General features: G+C 48.6%; 19 protein-coding genes and 1 pseudogene. 15 read left to right on the top strand and 5 right to left on the bottom strand.

Annotation, left to right across the window (positions count from 1 at the left end):
- The first annotated feature begins 105 nt into the window (after positions 1-105).
- From N836_RS64365 to N836_RS64350, 4 genes are all read left to right on the top strand, one after another.
- Positions 106-984, top strand: a complete 879-nt coding sequence (locus N836_RS64365; RefSeq protein ID WP_023075398.1) for a S1 RNA-binding domain-containing protein — start codon at positions 106-108, stop codon at positions 982-984.
- Positions 984-1,841, top strand: coding sequence for a Tab2/Atab2 family RNA-binding protein (locus N836_RS64360; RefSeq protein ID WP_023075397.1), 858 nt, complete (start codon positions 984-986; stop codon positions 1,839-1,841). The genes N836_RS64365 and N836_RS64360 overlap by 1 nt, the downstream gene beginning before the upstream one ends.
- Before the next feature lie 10 nt (positions 1,842-1,851).
- Entirely contained in the window at positions 1,852-2,685 is an 834-nt protein-coding gene (locus tag N836_RS64355; RefSeq protein ID WP_023075396.1) for a carbohydrate ABC transporter permease, read from the top strand.
- 92 nt (positions 2,686-2,777) lie between these two features.
- Complete coding sequence (locus tag N836_RS64350; protein WP_031293843.1) at positions 2,778-3,107, top strand: copper resistance protein; 330 nt, start codon at positions 2,778-2,780, stop codon at positions 3,105-3,107.
- A gap of 400 nt (positions 3,108-3,507) precedes the next feature.
- Here the strand turns inward: N836_RS64350 and N836_RS64345 are convergent.
- From N836_RS64345 to N836_RS64330, 4 genes and pseudogenes are all read right to left on the bottom strand, one after another.
- A pseudogene (locus N836_RS64345) lies at positions 3,508-4,284 on the bottom strand (PhzF family phenazine biosynthesis protein); the annotation flags it as partial.
- Between the two features lie 117 nt (positions 4,285-4,401).
- The gene (locus tag N836_RS64340; RefSeq protein ID WP_023075393.1) at positions 4,402-5,049 is read right to left on the bottom strand and encodes a hypothetical protein; all 648 of its coding nucleotides are present in this window, start codon (positions 5,047-5,049) and stop codon (positions 4,402-4,404) included.
- Between the two features lie 279 nt (positions 5,050-5,328).
- Positions 5,329-6,036 (bottom strand): two-component system response regulator RppA, encoded by a 708-nt coding sequence (rppA, locus tag N836_RS64335; RefSeq protein ID WP_023075392.1) that lies wholly within the window; start codon positions 6,034-6,036, stop codon positions 5,329-5,331.
- 203 nt (positions 6,037-6,239) lie between these two features.
- Positions 6,240-7,250 carry an NAD(P)H-binding protein gene (locus N836_RS64330; RefSeq protein ID WP_023075391.1) on the bottom strand — a complete coding sequence of 337 codons (1,011 nt, stop codon included), beginning with the start codon at positions 7,248-7,250 and terminating at the stop codon, positions 6,240-6,242.
- 333 nt (positions 7,251-7,583) lie between these two features.
- On the opposite strand from N836_RS64330, the gene N836_RS64325 reads away from it, so the two are divergent.
- The 11 genes from N836_RS64325 (at position 7,584) to proC (ending at position 21,152) form a co-directional block, all read left to right on the top strand.
- A complete protein-coding gene (locus N836_RS64325) occupies positions 7,584-9,923 on the top strand; it encodes a serine/threonine-protein kinase (RefSeq protein WP_023075390.1) in 2,340 nt (779 codons plus the stop codon).
- 9 nt (positions 9,924-9,932) lie between these two features.
- The gene (gene nei / locus N836_RS64320) at positions 9,933-10,760 is read left to right on the top strand and encodes an endonuclease VIII (RefSeq protein WP_023075389.1); all 828 of its coding nucleotides are present in this window, start codon (positions 9,933-9,935) and stop codon (positions 10,758-10,760) included.
- Between the two features lie 39 nt (positions 10,761-10,799).
- Positions 10,800-11,480: a J domain-containing protein gene (locus N836_RS64315; RefSeq protein ID WP_023075388.1), complete on the top strand. Its 681-nt coding sequence runs from the start codon at positions 10,800-10,802 to the stop codon at positions 11,478-11,480.
- Positions 11,481-11,856: 376 nt separating this feature from the next.
- Complete coding sequence (locus N836_RS64310; RefSeq protein ID WP_023075387.1) at positions 11,857-13,905, top strand: S8 family serine peptidase; 2,049 nt, start codon at positions 11,857-11,859, stop codon at positions 13,903-13,905.
- Positions 13,906-14,030: 125 nt separating this feature from the next.
- Positions 14,031-15,392 carry a ribosome biogenesis GTPase Der gene (der, locus tag N836_RS64305; RefSeq protein WP_023075386.1) on the top strand — a complete coding sequence of 454 codons (1,362 nt, stop codon included), beginning with the start codon at positions 14,031-14,033 and terminating at the stop codon, positions 15,390-15,392.
- A gap of 11 nt (positions 15,393-15,403) precedes the next feature.
- Positions 15,404-16,315: an energy-coupling factor transporter transmembrane component T family protein gene (locus tag N836_RS64300; RefSeq protein WP_023075385.1), complete on the top strand. Its 912-nt coding sequence runs from the start codon at positions 15,404-15,406 to the stop codon at positions 16,313-16,315.
- A 77-nt stretch (positions 16,316-16,392) separates the two neighbouring features.
- Entirely contained in the window at positions 16,393-17,838 is a 1,446-nt protein-coding gene (locus N836_RS64295) for an anthranilate synthase component I (protein ID WP_023075384.1), read from the top strand.
- Between the two features lie 293 nt (positions 17,839-18,131).
- The gene (gene pipX, locus N836_RS64290) at positions 18,132-18,404 is read left to right on the top strand and encodes a transcriptional coactivator PipX (protein ID WP_023075383.1); all 273 of its coding nucleotides are present in this window, start codon (positions 18,132-18,134) and stop codon (positions 18,402-18,404) included.
- Positions 18,401-19,117 (top strand): YggS family pyridoxal phosphate-dependent enzyme, encoded by a 717-nt coding sequence (locus N836_RS64285; protein ID WP_081716966.1) that lies wholly within the window; start codon positions 18,401-18,403, stop codon positions 19,115-19,117. The genes pipX and N836_RS64285 overlap by 4 nt, the downstream gene beginning before the upstream one ends.
- 419 nt (positions 19,118-19,536) lie before the next feature.
- On the top strand, positions 19,537-20,187 hold the full coding sequence (locus N836_RS64280) for a cell division protein SepF (RefSeq protein ID WP_023075381.1): 651 nt from the start codon (positions 19,537-19,539) through the stop codon (positions 20,185-20,187).
- Positions 20,188-20,342: 155 nt separating this feature from the next.
- On the top strand, positions 20,343-21,152 hold the full coding sequence (gene proC / locus N836_RS64275; protein ID WP_031293837.1) for a pyrroline-5-carboxylate reductase: 810 nt from the start codon (positions 20,343-20,345) through the stop codon (positions 21,150-21,152).
- A gap of 81 nt (positions 21,153-21,233) precedes the next feature.
- On the opposite strand, the gene plsY is transcribed toward proC, so the two are convergent.
- Positions 21,234-21,848: a glycerol-3-phosphate 1-O-acyltransferase PlsY gene (plsY, locus tag N836_RS64270; protein WP_023075379.1), complete on the bottom strand. Its 615-nt coding sequence runs from the start codon at positions 21,846-21,848 to the stop codon at positions 21,234-21,236.
- Positions 21,849-21,915 lie beyond the last annotated feature (67 nt).

Here is a 21,915-nt window from a genome sequence, read left to right as displayed (position 1 = left end):
AACCCACGTCGTTGCTAAAATTTAAGATTTCGCTGAGTGAAAATTGACTTAAACTTGGAAAACTGACTTTTTTTATGGGAGCCTGTCCTGACAGGCCATAGACCGTTGACTTTTTCTGCTGACGATTTTCTCAAAGCCCTTGACCAACATGACTTTAACTTCCAGAAGGGAGCAATTGTTACTGGCAAGGTGGATAGCCATACTGATGATGGCGCTTACATAGACATTGGTGGTAAAGCAGCGGCCTTTCTTCCAGCCCGTGAAGCATCTGTAGACTCTAGTATCCCCCTTACAGACGCTGTGCCCATCGGCAGCGAACGACAGTTTCTGATTGTGCGGGACCAGGATGCTAATGGTCAGGTAATTTTATCCATTCGCAAACTAGAAATTAAGGAGGTCTGGGCTCAGCTAGTTCAGCGCGAGGCCAACAAGGACATTCTTGATGTTACTGTCACTGGCACCAATAAGGGTGGCGTCATTGCCGATGTGGAGGGTCTGCGCGGCTTTGTTCCTCGCTCTCATCTGGTCAACCCTCCTGAAGATTTGACCACCCTGGTAGGGCAAACCATTTCCGTCGCATTTTTAGAAGTTAACGAAGAAAACAACAAGCTGGTTCTTTCGAATCGTAATGCAGCCCGTACCGCTGCTTTGGGACAGTTAAATCCCGGTCAGCTGATTGATGGCAAAGTCGGTTCCATCAAGCCCTTTGGCGTATTTGTTGACTTTGATGGGGTGCGGGGGTTACTCCACGTCAAACAAATTAGTAAGAGTTTTGTCCCTTCTATTGGTGATGTTTTTGAAGTGGGCCAGCCCGTCAAAGCGGTAGTGCTCAATTTAGACGAAGAGAAAGGACGGATTAGCCTTTCCACAAAAGTCCTAGAAAAGTATCCCGGTGAGATTCTCAAAGAAGCTGATAAGCTAATGGCTGAGGCTCCTGAACGAGCTGCAGATCCAGGCAAACTACTGGCGGAGCAAGATAGCTAATGGGTAGCGTATGGGAACTAGACTTTTACTCGCGCCCGATTTTAGATGAAAATCAAAAGAAACGATGGGAAGTACTCATCTGTGATGGGGCTCAGTCGGTGACTGATAGTCCCAATGTTCGCTACAGTAAGTTTCTGTCGAATAAGCAGATAAACTCCATCGAGTTGAAGCAGGCTATTGAAGAGGCCATTGCACAAGCAGAAGAATCTCCTACTCGGATTCGATTCTTTCGTTATCAGATGCAGAACATGATCAAGCGAGCCTGCGAGGAGCTGGGTATCTCTGCTCGTCTGAGTCGTCGGGCTCTGACCCTACAAACCTGGCTTGACGACCGTCGGGAGAATTTTTACCCACAGCAGCCTGGTTATCAGGAGGGGAAATCAGCATCAACGGTGCAGCCGACAGAAGCGGCTCGGCCATTGCCAGATGCCTTGATGGGGGAGCGCTGGGCCATGGTCAGCTTACCGGCGAAGGAGTTTGTTGATATGCCTGAGTGGGACATTGGCTTTAGCGATGCATTTCCCCTAGAACTTGCTGGTATTACTCCCGATACGATGGTGCCTGGCATTCTGATTTTTTCGGAGCGGGCGCTGCCTCTGGCCGGCTGGATATCAGGGCTGGAGCTGGCTTATTTGGATGTGCAAATCGGGGACATATCACAGCTGTTGTTGGAAACTGGCAGTAACGATACCTGGATTATGGCTGGGTTGAATCGACCTGAGCTGAAGCAAGAAGCTGAGCGCTTTATGGCTGCTAAGGAACAGGCGAATCAGGTACACTTTGTGGCTGTTCAGGATAATCCGGACTCGGAGTCCTTTGCCGGTTTTTGGCTGATGCAAAACCGCTCATTTGGCTAGGGGATAGGCGATGCTGAAGCAAAAGCGTTGGTGGGAAGTGGTGCTAACGTACGCGCTTTTAGGGGGAATTGCGATCTCAATGCTGCTCCCCCTCCTCTGGCTAATCAGCACCGCCTTCAAATCAGGCACCGAAAACATCTTTGAATTTCCACCCCGGTTTATCCCCCAGCAGCCCACCTTTAGCAACTTTGTCAACGTCTGGCAGACCAATCCCTTTGGTCGTTACTTTTTCAACAGCACCCTGATCGCTGTCATTACGGTAGTGCTGAATCTGACGTTCTGTTCCCTGGCCGCCTATCCCTTAGCCAGACTGACCTTTCGCGGACGTGAGCTGCTCTTTTCACTGATAGTCACCACAATTCTCATTCCATTTCAAATCGTGATGATTCCGCTGTACATCCTCACCGTACAGCTGGGTCTTACCAACAGCTATCTAGGGGTTATTTTTCCATCGATTGCCTCCGCATTTGGCATTTTTCTGATGCGTCAGGCTTTTCAAAATGTCCCCAAAGAACTCGAAGAAGCTTCACGGATTGATGGTTGCTCAGAATTAGGCATCTGGTGGCACATCATGATTCCGTCGGTGCGTCCGGCCCTGGTCACCCTGGCCATTTTTGTTTTTATCGGCTCCTGGAGCGATTTTCTCTGGCCGCTATTGGTACTCAACCGGCCTGAATATTACACCCTGCCCCTAGGTGTCGCCCGCTTAGCTGGCAGTTTTTCCCTCGATTGGCGCTTAATTGCAGCAGGCTCTGTCATCGCTACAGCTCCGATTTTGCTCTTCTTTGTAATTATGCAGCGCTATATCGTTCCTAGCGAAACCAGCAGTGGCGTAAAGGGTTGATAAATCAAGGTTTCAGCTTCTACGACAGCCTGTCTTTTGACAGACCGCAGCTTAGCGAATTAATATCGCAAAGCTATTTAATTCGTTGACCTGTGATAGACAGTTCTACCAGTACACAGCCTTTAAGCCCTCCCAAGAAAAAGAAGTTCTTCTCAATGGGTATTGGTGCTCATGGCTTCATTGCGGTCGGGGTCTCCGCTCATGGGGTCATTTCCATTGGCGTCATTGCCCATGGCATCGTCTCCATCGGTCTCATTTCCATGGGCGTACTTTCTACAGGTCTAGTATCTATGGGCTTGTTAACGTCTGGATTGGTATCCATGGGGATCAAGGCAGCGGGTCCATCTAGTATGGAGCTGATGATGGATCACAGTGGTCACGGCGGCATGGACCATGGCGAGGACATGCCCACAGCTGAATAAACCAATAAACTATCAGCGTGATTGATGTAATCGTCTCAGACATCGTTGGCTTCGACTTCGCTCAGCCAACTATTTCGTTCAGCCCCCCTATTCCCTATGGGGAGGCTATGCCAACGACTTCGTTCAGAAGAAGCTTACGGTACAACTAAATCTAGCTGCTGCAAAGCCGGGAATGAGAGTTAAGTCCTTAGCTAGAATAAGGACATACAGCGACGGTTCAACCACTTGATGTCTTTATTTAGCCATGGCTTGCAGCGATTACAAAAGCATCACTCAAGTACAAGCTGAATATCAAACAAGGTACGTTGAGCGAAGTCGAAACCGGATTGACTGGGGGTATTATTTCGCCGCAGATCCCTAAGCTAGCTTGTTGAATGCCTCATAGCAAAAAGTTGGAGCCTTAGCTTGCCATTAATCTGGCTGTGCCAGAAATACGGATGGAGCTGCCGGGTTCTGGAGGGATTTCTGCTTTGAGTAGCGATCGCATCCCCATATCCTCACCTTGCACAATATTAATAACACCGTTGTGGGGCCATCCAATATCCCGCAGATAGCCAGCAAACGCAGCCGTGGCAGCCCCCGTTGCCGGATCTTCATAGACACCCCCCGATGCAGAAGGATTACGGGTATGAAACCGTTGAGAGGTTTCTGCATACACCAACGTAATAGTCACTAATCCTTCTTGATTCATGAAATCCCGACCTGAAGCAAGATCGTATTTCATAGCAGCAAGCGCTTCTCGTGTTTTTAGCCCTAACACCAAATGTTCGGCACCGCCATTGATCCGAGCCGGTGGAATATTAGGGTCTAAATCGTCATGAGTATAGCCAAATAGGACCAGGGTATCGGCAACTAACCGAGGCAATGCTTCTGCACTATGGGTTGGTGGTGACTGCAGGGCAGCAGAAATAACACCATCATGCTGATGACCTTCAACTGTGATTTCAGCATCGTTGAGTATTAGCGGAAACGTAGTATCTCCCTGCTCCATAACCAGCGCTGCGCCCAAGGCAATAGTGGCATGACCACAAAAGGGCACTTCAGACTCAGGAGAAAAGTAACGGACCCGAAATGCATCCCCAACAGGTGCAGCAAACACTGTTTCTGAAAATCCCACTTCAGCCGCAATCTTTTTCATTTCCGCATCACTGGGATGACTTTCAGAAATAACAACCCCAGCAGGATTTCCTCACGTATTACCATCTGAAAAAGCAGCAATCTTTTGAACTTTCATAGCCTCACTCTCTTCTCCACCGACTATTCAGTCACTGTGTCATACCTTAATGATTTAAAATTATGTAGCTTGTCTCTGATCCTCAATCATATACTCCAAATACTTTAGAACTTGAGGCGCTATATCTAATACTCGTCGAATTTCCTCTACAGTAGGTGGAGTTCCTGTGCCCCACTCAAAGAAAAAGGTTGAGGATTTCATAAAGTTTAGATCACGCTTGAATTGAGCAGTGATCAAATCCTTTTCTTTCATAAAATTAATCATGCTGGTAAGGGATGGACAATCTCCAAGATACATTCCCTGGTCTTTACATATTTGACGAGCAAGGGCGCGTAGGGAAAGCCTGTAAATTATAAGTTTTGACCAAACATCACGGTCTGAGCTCATAGCTCTTTTTAGTAAACCGTCTATATATCTAGCATTTCCAGTCTCATTGATTAATTGAAGATCCTCTGTATCTTTCTTGACTTCAAGAACTTGGATATCAATATTTTGTTTGAGAGTAATTCCTTCCCTACCTATGATGAACTCACTTATCCGGTCCCCCAGTATTGCAAAAGTCAATAGCCCTAAAATTGTCACAAGTTGCCAGTCTAAAATCGTGTCACTGCGATTCCAAACTCTATATGCAACATCAAGAATAAGGATTACATAGATAAAGAAAATAAAAGCTTGTTTGGTTATCAGTGTTTGTTTAATTTTAGACATTAACCAATTACCAACCTTTGAGAACTTTTTTCTACTAAAGACTGCTGAAGTTTTTAGTAATTAATAATGATAGGGTAACTGAGAAAAATTAATCAGCTAGAACTTTGCTGTATACCCATAATGCATATCGAATTTTCTGGATACTGTCCTGTTCCTAGAAGGTAACCAGAAAGTCTCAATGTAAGTGTAGGTGGATTAATGGTGAATAGCTGTTAGAGCGTAGTCACTTTGTTGTAGTCAGCAATCAACCACTAGATTCGCTAACGAAATCCCATGTCGTTACACAGACTCCGACGGTGACCCAAACCGATAACCTTTGCCATAAACCGTATGGATTAAAGTTGTCTCGCCGTTATGCTCAACTTTTCGCCGCAACAAACGCATCTGAGCCGCCAGAGCATTACTGCTGGGCTGCGCACTCGTACCCCAGACAGTATCGTAAATTTGCTGATGGGTAAGCAGCTGATCCGGATATTGCATCAGATAGCTAAGAATCTGAGATTCTTTTTCTGATAGCTCGATCGTTCGTTCAGGCAGGATATCACCACCCCGCTTAGCAATTTGGTTAGCGCTATCCAGGGTTAAGTCTCGATACTGCAGTATTGTTGTTGGAACCTCTTCTCGAATCGGTGGACGCCGCAATAGTGCCCGCACCCGAGCTAATAGCTCTCGCAGTTCAAAGGGTTTGACCAGATAGTCATCTGCACCGGCATCCAGACCTTCTACTCGATCATCGAGGGTGTCTTTGGCAGTGAGAAAAAGCACTGGAGTGGTGAGGTGGTGCTCTCTCAACTTTCGACACATCTCTAACCCGCTAAGTCCTGGCATCATCCAATCCAGAATCAGCAAGTCAAACTCACCATCAACCGCCAGTTTATAGCCTGTCTCTCCATCATGGGCTATCTTGACGTTATAGCCCTCCCGCTGTAGCACCCGACTCAGCGGTTCAGTCAGCTCCACCTCATCATCAACCAATAAAATTCTCATCGAGCTAGTTTACTCATCAGGCAATGTGTATTGCTCAACAATCTTTTTAGCATCACCAGGTACATGCTCTTTTATCGTAAACAGAAATACTGGTTTGCACCGCCTGTTTGCGATCGCCCTTCGACATCACTGACTGAGTTTCTAGCTGACTAAGGTATGGCATATCGACAAATTGACACGAGGTCTTGAAAACTAATGAGTCTTTAAAACAAGTCGTAATCAACACGATCAGCCGTTTCACTACCGTCAACAAGGCGCTGCAAGTACTCAAATAGCGTATCGCTACCTGTCTCAGGTGTGGCATCAGCATCGTATAGCCCCGTCTCGGAATTGAGCACTAACATCGATTCCGTTGCATAGTAATGTCCAATCCGTGCTAGCTCAGCCTTTGCAGCCAACGGTGGCACAATCTTACCCAGACCATCCAAAATTGAAGCTACCCAGCTCAATAACGAAGCCGGTACGCTCTTAAAGCATGGCTTGCGATCCAATATCTTGAAAAGATATTCTCCCTGGTCCAATAGCGTAATTGCTGGCCCCGGTCCGCCGATGGGCAGAATTTTGTTCTGTAGTGAAACGTCTTCCAAACAATCCGCCATATACTCTGCTAAATCAGCATCGCTGATCGGCTTGCAAGCGGTCAGCTTGCCGTCACCAAAAAGTAAAAAAGGCTGCCCCTTCTTCACCCGATCCACCTGGCCAACAAGCGATTTAAAGTATGCAGTCGGTCGAACGATAGAATAGGTCAACCCCGACTCTACTAGCTCCTTTTCAAACTTGAGCTTGGCATGCTGAAACACAAGTCGCGGCTTTTGCACACAGATCGCAGACAAAAGTACTACCTGCGTCACCCCGGATTCTTTCGCCAAGGATAAAACGTCGGCATGAGCTTGATAGTCGATGGCCCAGGCATCTTTTGGCTCACCCGTCCGCGATGCCAAGCATGACACTACCGCATCAAACTGTTGTTCACAGAAAACCTGCTCGGTCAGAAACGTAGTATTCGTAACGTCACCGAAAAGCACCTTGGCACCTGCCAAAAGGCGAGCGATTTTCTCCTGGGTTAACTTACCGCCGCTACCAGCTTTTGGTCGAGCGATACAGACAACTTCGTGACCGCGCTTTACCAACGTGGCGACTACAGCACGACCAATCGTACCTGTGCCGCCCAACACTAAGATGCGGCGTACCCCTGAAGTACTGAAGTCAGTCATATGAAATAGGCGTTGTTGTGAAAGGCCATATCTGAAATGTCCCAATAATAACTTCTAACGGGTCAGTGCTCAGCTGTCACGCCCCATACGCGGACTACATAGACGAAATAGACTATTTTTTTGTCACTGTAGTTTTCATTATCCGCAAAGGCTGACTTTTTTTGGCTTAAGTGATGCTTTTATTAAGAAATAATACGACTGAGAGGGAATATTTCGTTGCTCCCGGGAAATTACTGACTCCAATGCCAAAATCACCCCCCCTAAAGATAGGTTGATAGGTAAAGTAGAGTAGCGTTCCCACTTGCGTCACCGTTAGCCGTCCTACCTGCTGAAATGATCTGCTGTTTAAATCCTGATTGTTTGGTGCCGGTAAACCCTGATGGGGTAACTGTGTGTCAATCGTGTGGCAGTCCTCTGGCAGAGTTGCTCCGCAATCGCTATCGGCCGATCAAACCGCTAGGACAAGGAGGGTTTGGGAAAACATATCTGGCGGAAGACATCGATCGGCTGAATACACGCTGTGTAATTAAGCAATTTGCTCGTCAGGCTAGCAATAAAACCTTTGATAAAGCGCTCACCCTGTTTAACCAGGAAGCGGTGCGTTTGAATGAGCTGGGAGAACATCCACAGATTCCATCTCTTCTGGCCTACTTTGAGCAACAGGGAAATTTTTATCTGGTGCAGCAGGAGATTAAGGGTAATACCCTACTGCAGGAGGTCAAAAAAGAAGGGCCTTTTGATGAGGGGAAGGTGCGCAGCTTATTGCACTATCTACTGCCAGTGCTGCAGTTCATTCACGATCGCAATGTGGTGCATCGGGATATTAACCCAACCAATATCATTAGCCGCCAACCGGACAACAAACCGGTGCTGATTGATTTTGGCATTGCTAAGCAGCTTGAGGTATCGCTATCAGACAAAAAGAATCACACCGGTACGCGCATTGGCACTGAAGGGTATTCGCCCATCGAACAGTTGCGCAGTGGTGAAGCTTACCCATCGAGCGACCTTTATAGCCTGGGTGCCACTTGCATCTGTCTGATGACAGGACGCAAACCTGAAAAGCTTTACAGCCCTCTGGAAGGACGTTGGCTGTGGCAAGAACATTTGACTGCGGCAGGTCGCCCCGCAACCCCTGAACTGGCTGCGATCTTAGATCGAATGCTGAAGGATTTTATTAATGAGCGTTATCGTTCAGCAGCCGAAGTTATACAGGAATTAGAGGCGTTGCCTGCTTACCATCGATCGGTACCTGGCTGGACTCGACAGCGTCCTCAAGATGCCGGTTTGATGTCTGACGCCATCAGTACTGGTCAAGATGTTAGCCGCAATTTAAGTGAGCAACTAATTAATCAAGAATTTGACCCACAGTTTGGACAAGAGCATCCACCTACGGCCCCACCCAATCGCTCATCTGGAGCTAGGCCCATCTCTCAGGCTAAGCCTGGGCCTGGACCTGCCCATCCCCAGTCTGGACCAGCTCCCAACAGAAGACGTTCTGGGCCTGTATCTAAAGGTCAGTCTAAGCCGTTCTCAGGTAGAAAATCTGGGCCTGTATCTAAAGGTCAATCTAGACCAATTTCGGGCAGAAAATCTGGGCCTGTATCTAAAGGCCAATCTGGACCAGTCTCCGGTATTCCTTCTGGACCAATGAGTCTAGGACGACCGTCGACAGGTTCGTCATTGGGTTCGCCTAGCAGCCGTATTTCTGGCATGACCAGTAGCGGCATGACCAGTAGCGGCATGACCACCAGGTCACAATCTTCTGGTCCTCTTAGCGGACCATCTCACTGGGTATGTACCCACACGCTGGAAGGACACAATTCGTGGGTATCTGCTGTGGCGTTTAATCCAAAGTACATGGTGCTGGCCAGTGGGGGCTTAGATGACACTGTTAATCTCTGGGATATTAGTACTGGTACCTTAACAACATCGCTAACAGGTCACGCTCGTGGCATTAATGGCCTTGCTTTTAGTCCTCGGGGTCAGGTCTTGGCCAGCTGCAGTGATGACGACACCATTCGTGTGTGGAATGCAGGCACTGGCCAACTGTTGCACATCCTGAAAGGACATCGTCACGATGTTACATCGGTCGCTATTGGTCGACGGGGATCATTATTAATCAGTGGTAGCGAAGATCGCACCGTTGGGGTGTGGAATTTGGAGCAGGGAAAGCTGGCTAAGGTGCTGTCGGGCAATGCAGGCATGATCCGCTGTGTAGATATTTCTCCGGATGAAGAACTGGTGGTCAGCGGTGGCTTTGATAATAAGATTCGGCTCTGGCAGCTTGGCACTGGTGAAGTGTTTCGAGTGCTGTCGGGTCATCTTAATTCGATTAATGATATTGCAATTAGTGCTGATGGGCGCTTGATTGTAAGTGCTAGTAAGGATCGTTGTATTAAGCTGTGGAGCCTGCGTTCGGGAAATTTGATCCACACACTCAAAGGGCATACACGGGAGATTAATGCGGTTGCGATCGCACCCAATCAGCGCACAGTTGTGAGCGCAGGTGGTGACAGCTGTATCAAGGTGTGGGATACCAAAACTGGTGAGCTAGTGGAAACCTTCACAGACCATGGCAATTCGGTCACTGCGATCGCAATTCACCCCAACGGTCAGTACATGGCCAGCGCCAGCTCTGATAAAACTATTAAGCTGTGGCACAAAGAATGACCCAAACCCATGCCCGAAGGCCCCGAAATCCGAAAAGCCGCCGATAAAATCGAGCGTGCTGTCAAAGCCAAAGTTACCGACAAAGTCTTCTTTGCCTTTGAGCATCTAAAACCCTACGAAAGCACCCTCACTGGCCAAAAAGTACGTCAGGTTGAAACCCGTGGCAAAGCCCTGCTAATTCACTTTGATAACGAGCTGAGCATTTATAGCCATAACCAACTCTACGGTGTTTGGATGGTGCGCAACGCCCACAATTATCCAGCCACCAAACGCCAGTTACGACTCGCCATCCATAACGCCCAAAAATCCGCCCTGCTCTACAGCGCCTCTGATATTGAAGTGCTCACCCCTGAGCAAATTCCCAACCACCCGTTTTTAAGCAAGCTGGGGCCCGATGTCCTCAACCCAACCCTCCGACCTGATCACATTCTTGAACTACTCACCGCCAAACAACATCAGCGCCGACAGTTCACCACCTTATATTTAGATCAACATTTTTTAGCTGGCATCGGTAACTATCTGCGCAGTGAAATCCTCTATACAGCCCGCCTTCACCCTCGGCTGCGCCCGATCGACTGTAGTGATGCTCAGCTAGAAGCCTTGGCCGAAGCCAGTACGGCCATTCCTTATCAGTCTTATCGATACAACGGTATTACCAATGATTTAGACCTGGCCAATCAGCTCAAAGCACAGGGGCAAAAGCGATCGCAATACCGCCACTGGGTCTTTAGCCGCGCTGGTCAACCTTGCCGAGTTTGCACAACACCGATTGTAAAAGACTTTGCCAGCAGTCGACGGTTTTACTATTGTCCAGTCTGTCAGCCCGCTCAAGGGTAAGCTTTCCCCATAAAATGAAAGCTGGATCTCACACCAGCCATGGCAACCTCCAATCATTACCAAACCTTAGAACTGCCCGAATCGGCTAGCCAGGCTGACATTAAACGGGCATATCATCGCTTGGCTAAACAACACCATCCCGATAGTCGGGCCGATGAAAATAGTGATCATGAGCATATTGCCAGAATTAATGCTGCTTATGAGATTTTAGGCGATCCTGCAGCACGGAGACGCTACGATGCCCAGCGGGATGGAGGCAGGGCCCAACGCGCTAGCGACATTAGTGCGCAATATCAGCAACGACGCCGGGCAAATAAAAAGGCAGATGATTCCCTAACCCACTGGATTCGCAGCGTTTATAACCCCATTGACCGCTTAATCAGCAAAATCATTAGTCCGCTCAAGGCAGAAGTACGAAGCCTTTCAGCCGATCCCTTCGATGATGAGCTGATGGAAGTCTTTCAAGACTATTTAGAAAACTGTCGCGAATCCCTGGAAAAGGCCAAGCAAAAGTTCAAGTCCATGCCCAATCCATCTCAAGCCGCCAAAGTCGCAGCCAATCTCTACTACTGCCTCAACCAGCTAGAAGACGGTATCGAGGAAATCGAACGGTTTACCTATACCTACGACGATAGCTATTTGCACACAGGTCAGGAACTATTTCGCATTGCCAAACAGCTGCGCCACGAAGCCAAAGCTGATATGAAAGCGATTCTCTAAGGAATCAGACTTGATTAATGTCCAGCTTTTTGCCCTCACCCAAAGTCCCTCGCCCTGCGGGCGAGGGACTTTGGGTGAGGGCACCCCATAAATTTTGGGGCGTGCTGTACCTCGACATCATTTTCCTCTAAATCAGAAACAATATTTGAGTATCAAGTAAAGGTAAAGGCTGCTGTCCAGAACTTGTATATTGCCGGAATTTACAGATATATCTCTTGATAAGACGACTCGGGGACTCAGGAGATAGCCGGAATCAGAAGCACTCTCGAAGGCTGTAGAGGATTTGCTTTTAATCAACTTCTGATGGCGTGCCTCAAGGGAATATGGCCCAAACGGCACTTACTCCACGTAACTTACCTTCAAACCCGGAAAGTAGATGGTGGAAACATTTATAGAACAAGGTTCTGACCTGCTCACAGGGTTAGACGCCTTTGCAGTTAACGCTAAAAATGACTTATTGACATCAGGATCTATTTCCAAACATTCACAGTACTTTTACAAAACTGACAGCGCCATCACTGACCAGGATGCTGAACTCTACTCTTTGACAGAGCTACAGATTTACGAGGAGTTTGAAGCATTTAAAGAGAGTGACATTGCCCATGAGTTATGGGTGTCCCCAGCAGTGACGGACAACGATTTAGCTAAGGATTTGTCAACCAGCTTCGGGGATAAACCTGACCCCATATTAGGCAATAACAACAGTCAAGCTCTGCTATCGCCCTCACTGGAACTCAAGGACATCGATAGTTCTAAGCCTGATGTTATTGAGTTTAGTCTCTTCGATGCATCCGGTGACAGCACCCTGAATACTATTTTTGACGACGGTGCCCTCAGGTTGAACTATGATTTGGGCGATCTTTCTTCCTCATTTTCATCGGTTTATTTAGAAGCCTGGCAAGAGGACACCCTCACTTCTACACTCGGCACCTGGAGCGAGGTATCCCTCTCGGATGAGTTGCTGAATTTGGCGAATTTTACGAGTTTGACCGCCGGTGACTATGACTTCCGACTAGTTGCTCGTGATGGTCAGGGCACCAATGTTGCATCCACATCACAGTCAATTAGTATTCTGCCTTGGCTAAGTACATTGGGAACCTTTGGGGCAGACACGCTCACTTACGATACATTCTCTCCAACAGGTACTGTCTTTTTAGGCCGTGGCGGCACTGATACCCTGACGTTGAACGGTCTTGAGATGGGGGATATCGCCAACATTAATGGTGTGAGCCTGACCAACTTCTCGGCTAGTAACACACATCAAGCTATCTTTGGCGGTACAGCTTTTGATTACATGACCTTGGCGGATGGTCGAGAAATTTATTTTCAAGGTATTGAATTTCTGAACTTTGACGATGGCAGCCTGGATCTGTTAGTTCAGCCCAGGGATACGTATTTTGATTGGCAATGGAATCTTCACATATCGGATGTGAGTAGTGCTTGGCGATTTACCCAGGGGACTGAAGATGTACTACTGGTGTCTCTTGATTCAGGCATTTTAACGACACCGGGCACATTTGATGGCGTTGTAGACATTGATACTGGCCGTTTAATTTTAGATGCAACGGATGATGATGAGTTCCAAGACAACGGACATGGACATCAGGCGATTAGCGTGATGTCATCGGCAGCCAACAACGGTTATGGCGTAAGTGGCATCAATTGGCATAGCTCTGTATATGTACATGACATTTACAATAGCGATCGCACTCCCCTACAACAGGCAATTGCAGAGACCATAGACTATGCCCGCCGTAATAATCTAAAGGTTGTTTTCCAGGGGGGTATTCAAGGGGAATTTTGGCTCACCGATGGCGGGACGCAAGCTCAATTAGAGGAGCTGATTTCTGCGAATTCGGATATTGCTGTCTTTGCGATCGCAGCTGGCAACGGCAACATAAACATTGATCAGACCTCTGCCTCCAATCCCAGCGTCCGCGACGGCACCAGCGGCGGTGTCGCCAGATTACAAACTGACCACAGTAATGTGATCGCCGTTGGGGCTTTGGAAAATCGTCATGCCAATGGCAACTGGGCCAACACCTGGCAAAATGGCCTGATGAATGCAGGCAACGTGCGGCGAGCCTCTTACTCTAATTATGGTGAAAGCCTGACACTGATGGCAGCCACCGACAGTCCTGCCATGGATAAGTATGGCAATATGAACTACTTTAGCGGCACCTCAGCGGCGAATCCCAACATGGCTGGCATTGCCTCTTTGGTGTGGAGTGTCAACGACTCTCTAGATGGTGGCGAAGTTCGTCAAATTTTAATTGATACGGCCATGGATTTAGGCACTGTCGGTAAAGATACAGCCTATGGCCATGGTTTGGTCAATGCCGATGCAGCGGTGCGCAGGGCTTGGGCACTGAAGGAAAATCAGGATTTAGCCAATCTCCATACAGGAAGTTCCATACTGGCCTAGAACCTTGATCGCAGCTATTGGTGAAGCGTAGCTACCGCAGACCTGCCAAATCTCGATTGGAAAGCAAGTCGCTGTCTAACACAACTTGTTAGAATGATTGTCTGCTTTTTACCTGCCGGTTCCCCATGGCTTTGCCCGTAGTTGCAATTATTGGTCGTCCTAACGTGGGCAAATCTACCCTGGTCAATCGATTGGCTGGGGCGCGGGAGGCAATTGTTTATGACCAACCTGGCGTAACTCGCGATCGCACCTACCAACCCGCCTTTTGGCAAGACCGCGACTTTATGGTGGTGGATACCGGCGGCCTCGTCTTTGATGACGATACCGAATTTTTACCCTATATCCGTGAGCAGGCCATGTTGGCCCTAGCGGAAGCCAAAGCCGCTATCTTTGTTGTTGATGGCCAAGAAGGTCTGAACGAAAGCGATCGCGAAATTGCCTCCTGGCTCCGGCAGCAGTCGGTGCCTGTGCTATTAGCTGTTAATAAATGTGAGTCAGAAGAGCAGGGTTTGATTCAAGCCGCTGAATTTTGGGAGCTGGGTCTGGGGGAACCCTATGCTGTATCCGGCATCCACGGCAATGGTACCGGCGAACTGCTAGATGAACTGATCACTCATCTTCCCCCCACCGATGAGCTGACAGAAGATGATGAAATTAAGGTCGCCATTGTTGGTCGTCCCAATGTGGGCAAATCTAGTTTGCTCAACGCCTTTGTTGGCGAAAATCGCTCTATTGTCAGTGATATCTCAGGCACCACCCGCGACACCATTGACATGGTGGTGCGGCGTAAGGAAACCATTTATCGCCTGATTGATACCGCTGGAATTCGTAAAAAGAAGAACGTTAACTACGGTCCCGAGTTTTTTAGCATTAACCGCTCCTTTAAAGCTATCCGCCGGTCTGATGTGGTGTTACTGGTGATTGATGCCCTTGATGGCATGACCGAGCAGGACCAAAAACTAGCGGGGCGGATCGAAGACGATGGTCGCGCCTGCATCATTGTGGTGAACAAGTGGGACGCGATCGATAAAGACAGCCATACCATTTACGATTATGACAAAAAGCTAAGCGGCAAGATCTACTTTTTGGACTGGGCTACACGGCTATATGTCAGTGCCCTCACCGGTCAACGGGTGCCTAAGATTTTGGATGCGGTAGACGAAGCTGTTGTCCAACATCGTCGTCGCGTCAGTACAGCTGTTGTCAATGAAGTGCTCGAAGACGCCGTCAGCTGGCATTCACCACCCACCACCCGTCAAGGCAAACAGGGACGGATCTACTACGGTACCCAGGTCAGCGTGCGACCACCTACTTTTACCTTATTTGTCAATTCCGCCAAACTATTCACTGACAACTATCGTCGTTACATAGAACGCCAGTTTCGTGAAAACCTTGGTTATGAGGGGACTCCAATTCGCCTGATCTGGCGTGGTAAGAAAATTCGCGATCTCGACCGCGAAAGCGCAAATCGGGCCACTAAAGTTTAACCCTCTTCCCTATGGATTTACTCCGCTCACTACCGATAGGCCTGTACCTGGAACAGCCGGTCACCTGGCTGCATCGTCTGGATGCGCGGGTAAAACTGGCCTGGTTATTGAGTTTTTTGCTGACACCGGTCCTAGCCAATACGAGCTGGCGTATTGGCCTAGTCGCTGTTTTGATGCTGCTGACCCTAACGGCACGGATTCCCTGGCGCGTTTGGCGACAGCAGATGGGTGGACTGCTGATTTTGTTTACCCTGGCGTCTCTATTGATTATGGTGATGCCTGATGGGGTGGCGGTGATTACGCAGCCTCGCTGGCCGACACCGGATGCGATCGCAACCCTCGACACCCCCTTTGAAATCATCGGTACACTGCCGGAAACCAGCTATCGATATATCATCGTCGATCTTCACTGGGTACAAATCACCCAAAAGTCCCTAAAATTAGCCATCAAAGTTGGCACGCTACTGTTTACCCTGATTTACAGCACCAATCTATTTCTATTAACCACTGCGCCTGAAGAAATCACCGCCGCCATCGAAGAACTGATGTCACCGCTGCGATGGTTTAAGCTACCAGTTACCGAAATTGCCCTGACCCTGACCCTAGCGCTGCGATTTATTCCCCTCGTGTTAGAAGAAGTCCAAAATCTTGTCCGCTCTGTACGCACTCGTGCCATTAACTGGCGCAAGCTAGGCTGGCGTCATGCCAGTCAAATCTGGCTCATGGTAGCAGAGCGACTGCTAGATAACTTGTTGTTACGAGCGCAGCAAATTGCTGGGGCCATGAAAGTGCGCGGTTTTACCAGCCCTGACCACCACCAGGTGCAATGGCATCAGCTACAGCTACGCTGGTGGGATTGGTGTCTTCTCATCAGTCTTATTTTCTTTTGGTGGGGCCGTTTTACCCTGGGTAACCCCACATAGTCCAGCTGCCTAAGCTCTCGCCAGCCTAGCTAGCGAGAGTCGCTCACCCTCACTATTCCCCATTTTCAATTTCTCACTTGACCCTCTCGTCTCCCCCATCCATTCGTCAACAAGAGGTGCTGCCCCGCTATTGGCATCGGCTTGATCTTCAGCACCGCAGTGGCGCTGATGTCTTTGAAGCGCTGTTTTATACATCCGACATCGCGACCCTATTAGAGAGCCCCGATCGAGTTGACGGCGCTCCCAAAGACCTGATCCGCTATTCTCTGTGCGCTGGGGCTCCCCGAGAGACCGCAGCGCAGCCACAAATTTTTACACCTGCCGTGGGTGAGATTTTACCAACCCTGAGTCAATTACTCACTGACCAACCGTCCAACCAAATCATTTCTACATCACCAACAGCTCCCCCTAATACTCTTCCCTTTATGGGGGGCTGGTTAGGCTGGTTAGGATTTGATACCGCCTGGGAGATTGAAACCCTACCATATCTCAAAGAAGACTCCCTGCCATTTCCGGTCGCCTACTGGTACGAACCCGAACAGTTTGCCATTCTCGATCATCAACAGCAGCACCTATGGCTATCTGCTTTTTCTATGGCAGATATTGAGACTATGGTGCACCAGATTAAACACCACAAACCTTTAGTACCTGGCACCTCGCCAACCTCGCAAAAAGTCACCCTCTGTTCTGACCAGGTCCAGTTTGAAACAGCCGTACAAACAGCCAAAGACCATATTCGCGCTGGAGATGTTTTCCAGGTCAATCTTTCCCTACGATTTCAAACCCAAACCGATAGTGCGCCCTGGGATGTCTATCGCCAGCTACACCAGATTAATCCGTCTCCCTTTGCCAGCTACTGGCGAAGTCCCTGGGGGCATGTGATTAGTTGTTCCCCCGAGCGGCTGGTGCAGCTACACAATCAAACGGCCCAAACTCGCCCCATTGCAGGCACTCGCCCCCGTGGCACCACCCCAGAAATAGATGAAGCATTTGCACAAACCCTGCAAGCTAACCACAAAGAACGAGCAGAACACATTATGCTTGTCGATCTAGAACGCAATGACTTGGGTCGGGTGTGTAACTGGGGCTCAGTGCAGGTGAATGAGCTGATGGCGATTGAACGCTACAGCCATGTGATGCATCTAGTTAGTAATGTCATTGGTACACTGCAACCCAATTTCAACGCCATCGATCTAATTCGAGCCACCTTTCCAGGTGGTACGATTACCGGCTGCCCTAAGGTTCGCTGTATGGAAATCATTGAAACACTCGAACCCCTGCGGCGCAGTTTGTTCTATGGCTCCTGCGGCTACCTGGATCGACGAGGACATTTAGATCTCAACATTTTGATCCGTACATTGCTCTTAACACCCACCAAAGCCAGCAGCCACAATGTCTGGGGCCAAGTTGGTGCAGGGATTGTCGCCGACAGCAATCCCCATCAGGAATGGCTAGAGTCTTTACAAAAGGCCCAAGCACAACTGCTGGCCTTGGGCGTTTCAATGAACCAAACTGGGGTATAAAATGGCTGTTTTCAGAAGCTATCCAGGAATTCTTGGAGATAGTTCGGAGAAACACTGTAAACTCTATCAGTGTCTTTGAAGCTGTGTTGGTTGCCTTTAGCCTTTTTCAGGCCATACTTGCTATATTGCGGGATGAGGATGAGTCAACAAAGTTTAGAACGCTGTTGCTTTGACAGTTTGTTGAGTAGAGTTTATGCTCCAGCCATGACGCAATAGATAATCAACAGAATTAAGTTACTTTTAGTAAAGCTACTATTCACTGTCCTTGTTTTCGTATTTATCGCACCCCTTGAATGAGCACTGAAACTTATCTTAATCACCCCGACTTTGGGCTGTTGTTTCGGATTTGCCTGGTGGATGGCGATAAAGAGCTGTTTACCACGCTCTATGCCCAAAGGCTATTTTTTCTGGCAAAAGTTGACCGGGCGGCGGGATTACTCTTTGATCCCATTGGTCGTACCGAAGCCCGGATGATGCTAGAGACAAGACTGCGTATATTGCGTCAGGCTGGCCAATATAATGAATTTGAGCACTTAAACAAAGTGTATAAGCGAACGTTTCAATGATGAACGCTGCGGATACCGGCCAAAGCTCTGCCCCACGGTTGACTTCATGGAATAGTCAACAAATTGCCCAGCGTGTCGAGCGATTGTCGCTACCTGGCAACGTTCGTTTGGTAGCTGTGAGCAAAACGTTTCCTGCCGACGCCATTCGGGCAGCCTATGCAGCAGGCTTACGGGACTTTGGCGAAAACAAGGTGCAAGAAGCGATTACTAAACAGGCAGAACTTGCCGATCTGCCGGATATTACCTGGCACTTTATTGGCCATCTTCAAACCAATAAAGCGCGTAAAGCCGTACAACATTTTGATTGGATTCACTCTGTAGATAGTCTGAAATTAGCTCGACGTTTAGATCAAATAGCGGCTGAGCTATCTCGTTCTCCTGTTTGTTGTCTACAGGTAAAACTGTTGGCAGATCCAAACAAACATGGTTTAACCGAGGCTGAACTTTGGCAAGCATTGCCCGATTTAGCTCAGCTATCTCACCTAGAATTGGCGGGGATCATGGCGATCCCGCCCTATGGTCTGTTAATATCTCAAGCTCAGGATTTTTTTGAGCGCGCCTATACTCTAGGTCAATCCCTGGCAAAACATCAGGAAACATCATTACCGATTCGTTACTTTTCAATGGGAATGTCCCAGGACTTTCCGGTTGCGATCGCAGCTGGAGCCAATATCATTCGATTAGGAACTACACTGTTCGGCTCCCGCAGCTAAAGGTTTTGAGCATTCAGAGCTATCTCTTACCCAAAAAAGGTTCAAGATATTTAGACCGATCTTTGCAATTGATGATTTTTTTTGAGCGATTCGTGTATACTGTGGCTCAAAGTTATTCCCGAGCGATTATTCACGGGTATTTTCAAATTCGACTCAAGGGGTTTAATTCTCCAGGTTGAACGACCACTGCAAGCGTACTCATGCTTTATGACGTTTGTCCTACCATTGCCGTTTGAGCGCAAGGAGTCTACAGTATTCCTGGTCTTAGGTAATGGGGTTAGAGCTATCAGTAATCCCTAGCTGATATTTCAAGCCATTAATGGTTCACTTTAGTCTCAAGCAATCTCTCGAATGCTTGTTGGTCAAGTTTTGAGAGTTTCCCTAGCCAAGTTAGTCCTAGCCATGACGGAGTTTCAGCCGTGAGCACCATTTTTACTAAATTACGTGACTTTGTTGGCCTTAATGACCCGGCCGACTATGAGTATGAATATGACGAAATGGATGGTGAGGAGTATCAAAATCTCTACGAACAAGAGAATCAAGCTCCCCAGCCTCAACCCCAGCCTCAGCCTGTAACAGGTGTATCTACTGCGGCAACTGAGACTCGCGCTCCGCGTCGCCGCGTTCGTGATCGAGTAATGTCAACCGATTCTGGTATGGTTTCCATGAACATGAATAATTCCATGAGTAGTGTGAGCAACGTGATTGGTATGCCTGGTGCAATTAACGGAGTATCCGAGGTGATTGTGATGGAGCCTCGTTCCTTTGAGGAAATGCCCCAGGCAATTCAGGCACTACGTGAGCGAAAGTCAGTAGTATTGAACCTGACTATCATGGACCCTGACCAAGCTCAGCGGGCAGTAGACTTTGTCGCAGGTGGAACCTATGCTATGGACGGTCACCAGGAGCGCATTGGCGAAAGCATCTTCCTGTTTACCCCCAACTGTGTACAGGTCAGCATGCCTGTTGATGCTGACGATACTCTACCCATGCAAGAAGAGCCCAGTGTGGCCTCTACAGCAGCACCTACACCCGCTTGGGCTACTGAGCAAGTGGCACGCATGGCCTAATGAAAAAGGCAACGGTAAAGCCATTCAGGGCGATGTTGAGCGTCTCTTCACTGATTTACCATCATCGTCCTGGCTTGTCGTTGGCGAGTAGGGGTTATGGGTCCATTTCACGGTATTCTTAGGGGGCTATCAGCTCATTGGGAGGCCTTGGATCTTTGCCTGCTGCTAAACTCGGCATTATTGGTGGCGGTGTAATGGGAGAAGCCCTGTTATCCTGTCTACTCTCTAAAGGAATGCATACACCGGACTCTATTTTAGTGTCCGATCTATCCCATGAGCGGCGACAGCTGCTCGCCGAACAGTACAGTATTCGCACTACCCACAGTAATCGTGAGGTCATTGAGCATAGTGACGTTATCGTTTTAGCGATTAAGCCTCAGGTTTTTGATAGCGTTGCTAGGGATTTTTCAGGGGTTGTTGTTGATCCTCCCCTGGTTATTTCTATTTTGGCCGGTGTTGCGATCGCTCGCCTAGAGCAAGCCGTTCCCGGTTGGCCAGTAATTCGAGCAATGCCCAATACTCCGGCAACAGTCGGCTGTGGCATGACAGCCATTTCAATTGGCAGCCGAGCGATTGCTGAACATATAGATTTAGCCAAACAGCTTTTCAGCGCGGTTGGGGATGTTGTTCAGGTGGCAGAGCCCCTACTGGATGGCGTTACGGGGTTATCAGGGTCTGGGCCAGCTTATGTTGCTATTGTGATTGAGTCTTTGGCAGACGGTGGTGTGGCGGCTGGACTATCACGGACAACTGCTAATAAGCTTGCACTGCAGACGGTTCTGGGCACAGCTCAGTTGCTACAAAAAACCGGTATGCACCCGGCTGTGCTCAAGGATCGAGTCACTAGCCCTGGTGGTACAACCATTTCTGGTATTGCTTGTTTAGAGGAGTTGGGGTTACGCTCAGCACTGATCGAGGCTGTGAGAGCCGCCAGCAGTCGCTCCAGGGAATTAGGGAATCAGTAGGGAAACCAGGGGCAAAGCAGTAAAAAAGTAGATTTCCCGGTCTTAGGTTTGCATATTTATCTGCATATTTACATGTTGCTTTTAGCTATTACCCAGCTTGGGTTCGGTGCCCGCTAACAGTCTGGAGATATTGCTACGGTGGCGAATGATCACGTAGACACCACCTAAAAGCACCAGCAAAATGAATGGCAGTGGCTGCTGCGTTAGAAACATGAGGATTGGAGCTGCGATCGCAGCAGAAATAGACCCCAACGATACCGTGCGGGAAAGACCAAACACCAGACCGAACACAGCAGCCGTTCCTAAACCCACCGGCCAAGCCAGCGCTAGTATCACCCCCAATCCGGTCGCTGCCGACTTCCCGCCAGTAAAGTTTAGCCACACAGAACGGCTATGGCCGAGAATAGCCAATAATCCCGACAGGGTTTGCACCCAGGTCGATAGCTCAGCATCAAACTGATTCATCACCCAACGGGCTACCAAAACAGCCAACAGCCCCTTGATCAAGTCGATCACCAAAACCGTGATCCCAGCCTGCTTACCAACTACCCGGAATACATTAGTGGCTCCCGTATTGCCTGAGCCATGCTCACGAATATCAATTCCCTGGACCAGCTTTGCGATCACATAGCCCGTAGGCAGCGATCCCAGCAAATAAGCTAACACCAGCAACCCGCCTGCAACCCACCAAACCATAAGGCAATTAATCCCTAAAAACCCAATCCGATTTTAGTTTAGGCGGTTATGGGCTTACGGCAAACTA

This window comes from Leptolyngbya sp. Heron Island J, from assembly GCF_000482245.1.
Classification (GTDB): domain Bacteria; phylum Cyanobacteriota; class Cyanobacteriia; order Phormidesmidales; family Phormidesmidaceae; genus Leptothoe.
The sequence above is the reverse complement of the archived record's forward strand: the minus strand, read 5'-3'. Positions and strand labels throughout refer to the sequence as shown.

What these genes read in the sequence shown, in the direction of transcription:
- N836_RS64360 (WP_023075397.1), top strand. Translation starts at nt 984, where the DNA reads ATGGGTAGCGTATGGGAACTAGACTTTTACTCGCGCCCGATTTTAGAT.
- N836_RS64355 (WP_023075396.1), top strand. Translation starts at nt 1,852, where the DNA reads ATGCTGAAGCAAAAGCGTTGGTGGGAAGTGGTGCTAACGTACGCGCTT.
- N836_RS64340 (WP_023075393.1), bottom strand. Translation starts at nt 5,049, where the DNA reads ATGTCTAAAATTAAACAAACACTGATAACCAAACAAGCTTTTATTTTC.
- rppA (WP_023075392.1), bottom strand. Translation starts at nt 6,036, where the DNA reads ATGAGAATTTTATTGGTTGATGATGAGGTGGAGCTGACTGAACCGCTG.
- N836_RS64330 (WP_023075391.1), bottom strand. Translation starts at nt 7,250, where the DNA reads ATGACTGACTTCAGTACTTCAGGGGTACGCCGCATCTTAGTGTTGGGC.
- N836_RS64325 (WP_023075390.1), top strand. Translation starts at nt 7,584, where the DNA reads ATGATCTGCTGTTTAAATCCTGATTGTTTGGTGCCGGTAAACCCTGAT.
- nei (WP_023075389.1), top strand. Translation starts at nt 9,933, where the DNA reads ATGCCCGAAGGCCCCGAAATCCGAAAAGCCGCCGATAAAATCGAGCGT.
- N836_RS64315 (WP_023075388.1), top strand. Translation starts at nt 10,800, where the DNA reads ATGGCAACCTCCAATCATTACCAAACCTTAGAACTGCCCGAATCGGCT.
- N836_RS64310 (WP_023075387.1), top strand. Translation starts at nt 11,857, where the DNA reads ATGGTGGAAACATTTATAGAACAAGGTTCTGACCTGCTCACAGGGTTA.
- der (WP_023075386.1), top strand. Translation starts at nt 14,031, where the DNA reads ATGGCTTTGCCCGTAGTTGCAATTATTGGTCGTCCTAACGTGGGCAAA.
- N836_RS64300 (WP_023075385.1), top strand. Translation starts at nt 15,404, where the DNA reads ATGGATTTACTCCGCTCACTACCGATAGGCCTGTACCTGGAACAGCCG.
- pipX (WP_023075383.1), top strand. Translation starts at nt 18,132, where the DNA reads ATGAGCACTGAAACTTATCTTAATCACCCCGACTTTGGGCTGTTGTTT.
- N836_RS64285 (WP_081716966.1), top strand. Translation starts at nt 18,401, where the DNA reads ATGATGAACGCTGCGGATACCGGCCAAAGCTCTGCCCCACGGTTGACT.
- plsY (WP_023075379.1), bottom strand. Translation starts at nt 21,848, where the DNA reads ATGGTTTGGTGGGTTGCAGGCGGGTTGCTGGTGTTAGCTTATTTGCTG.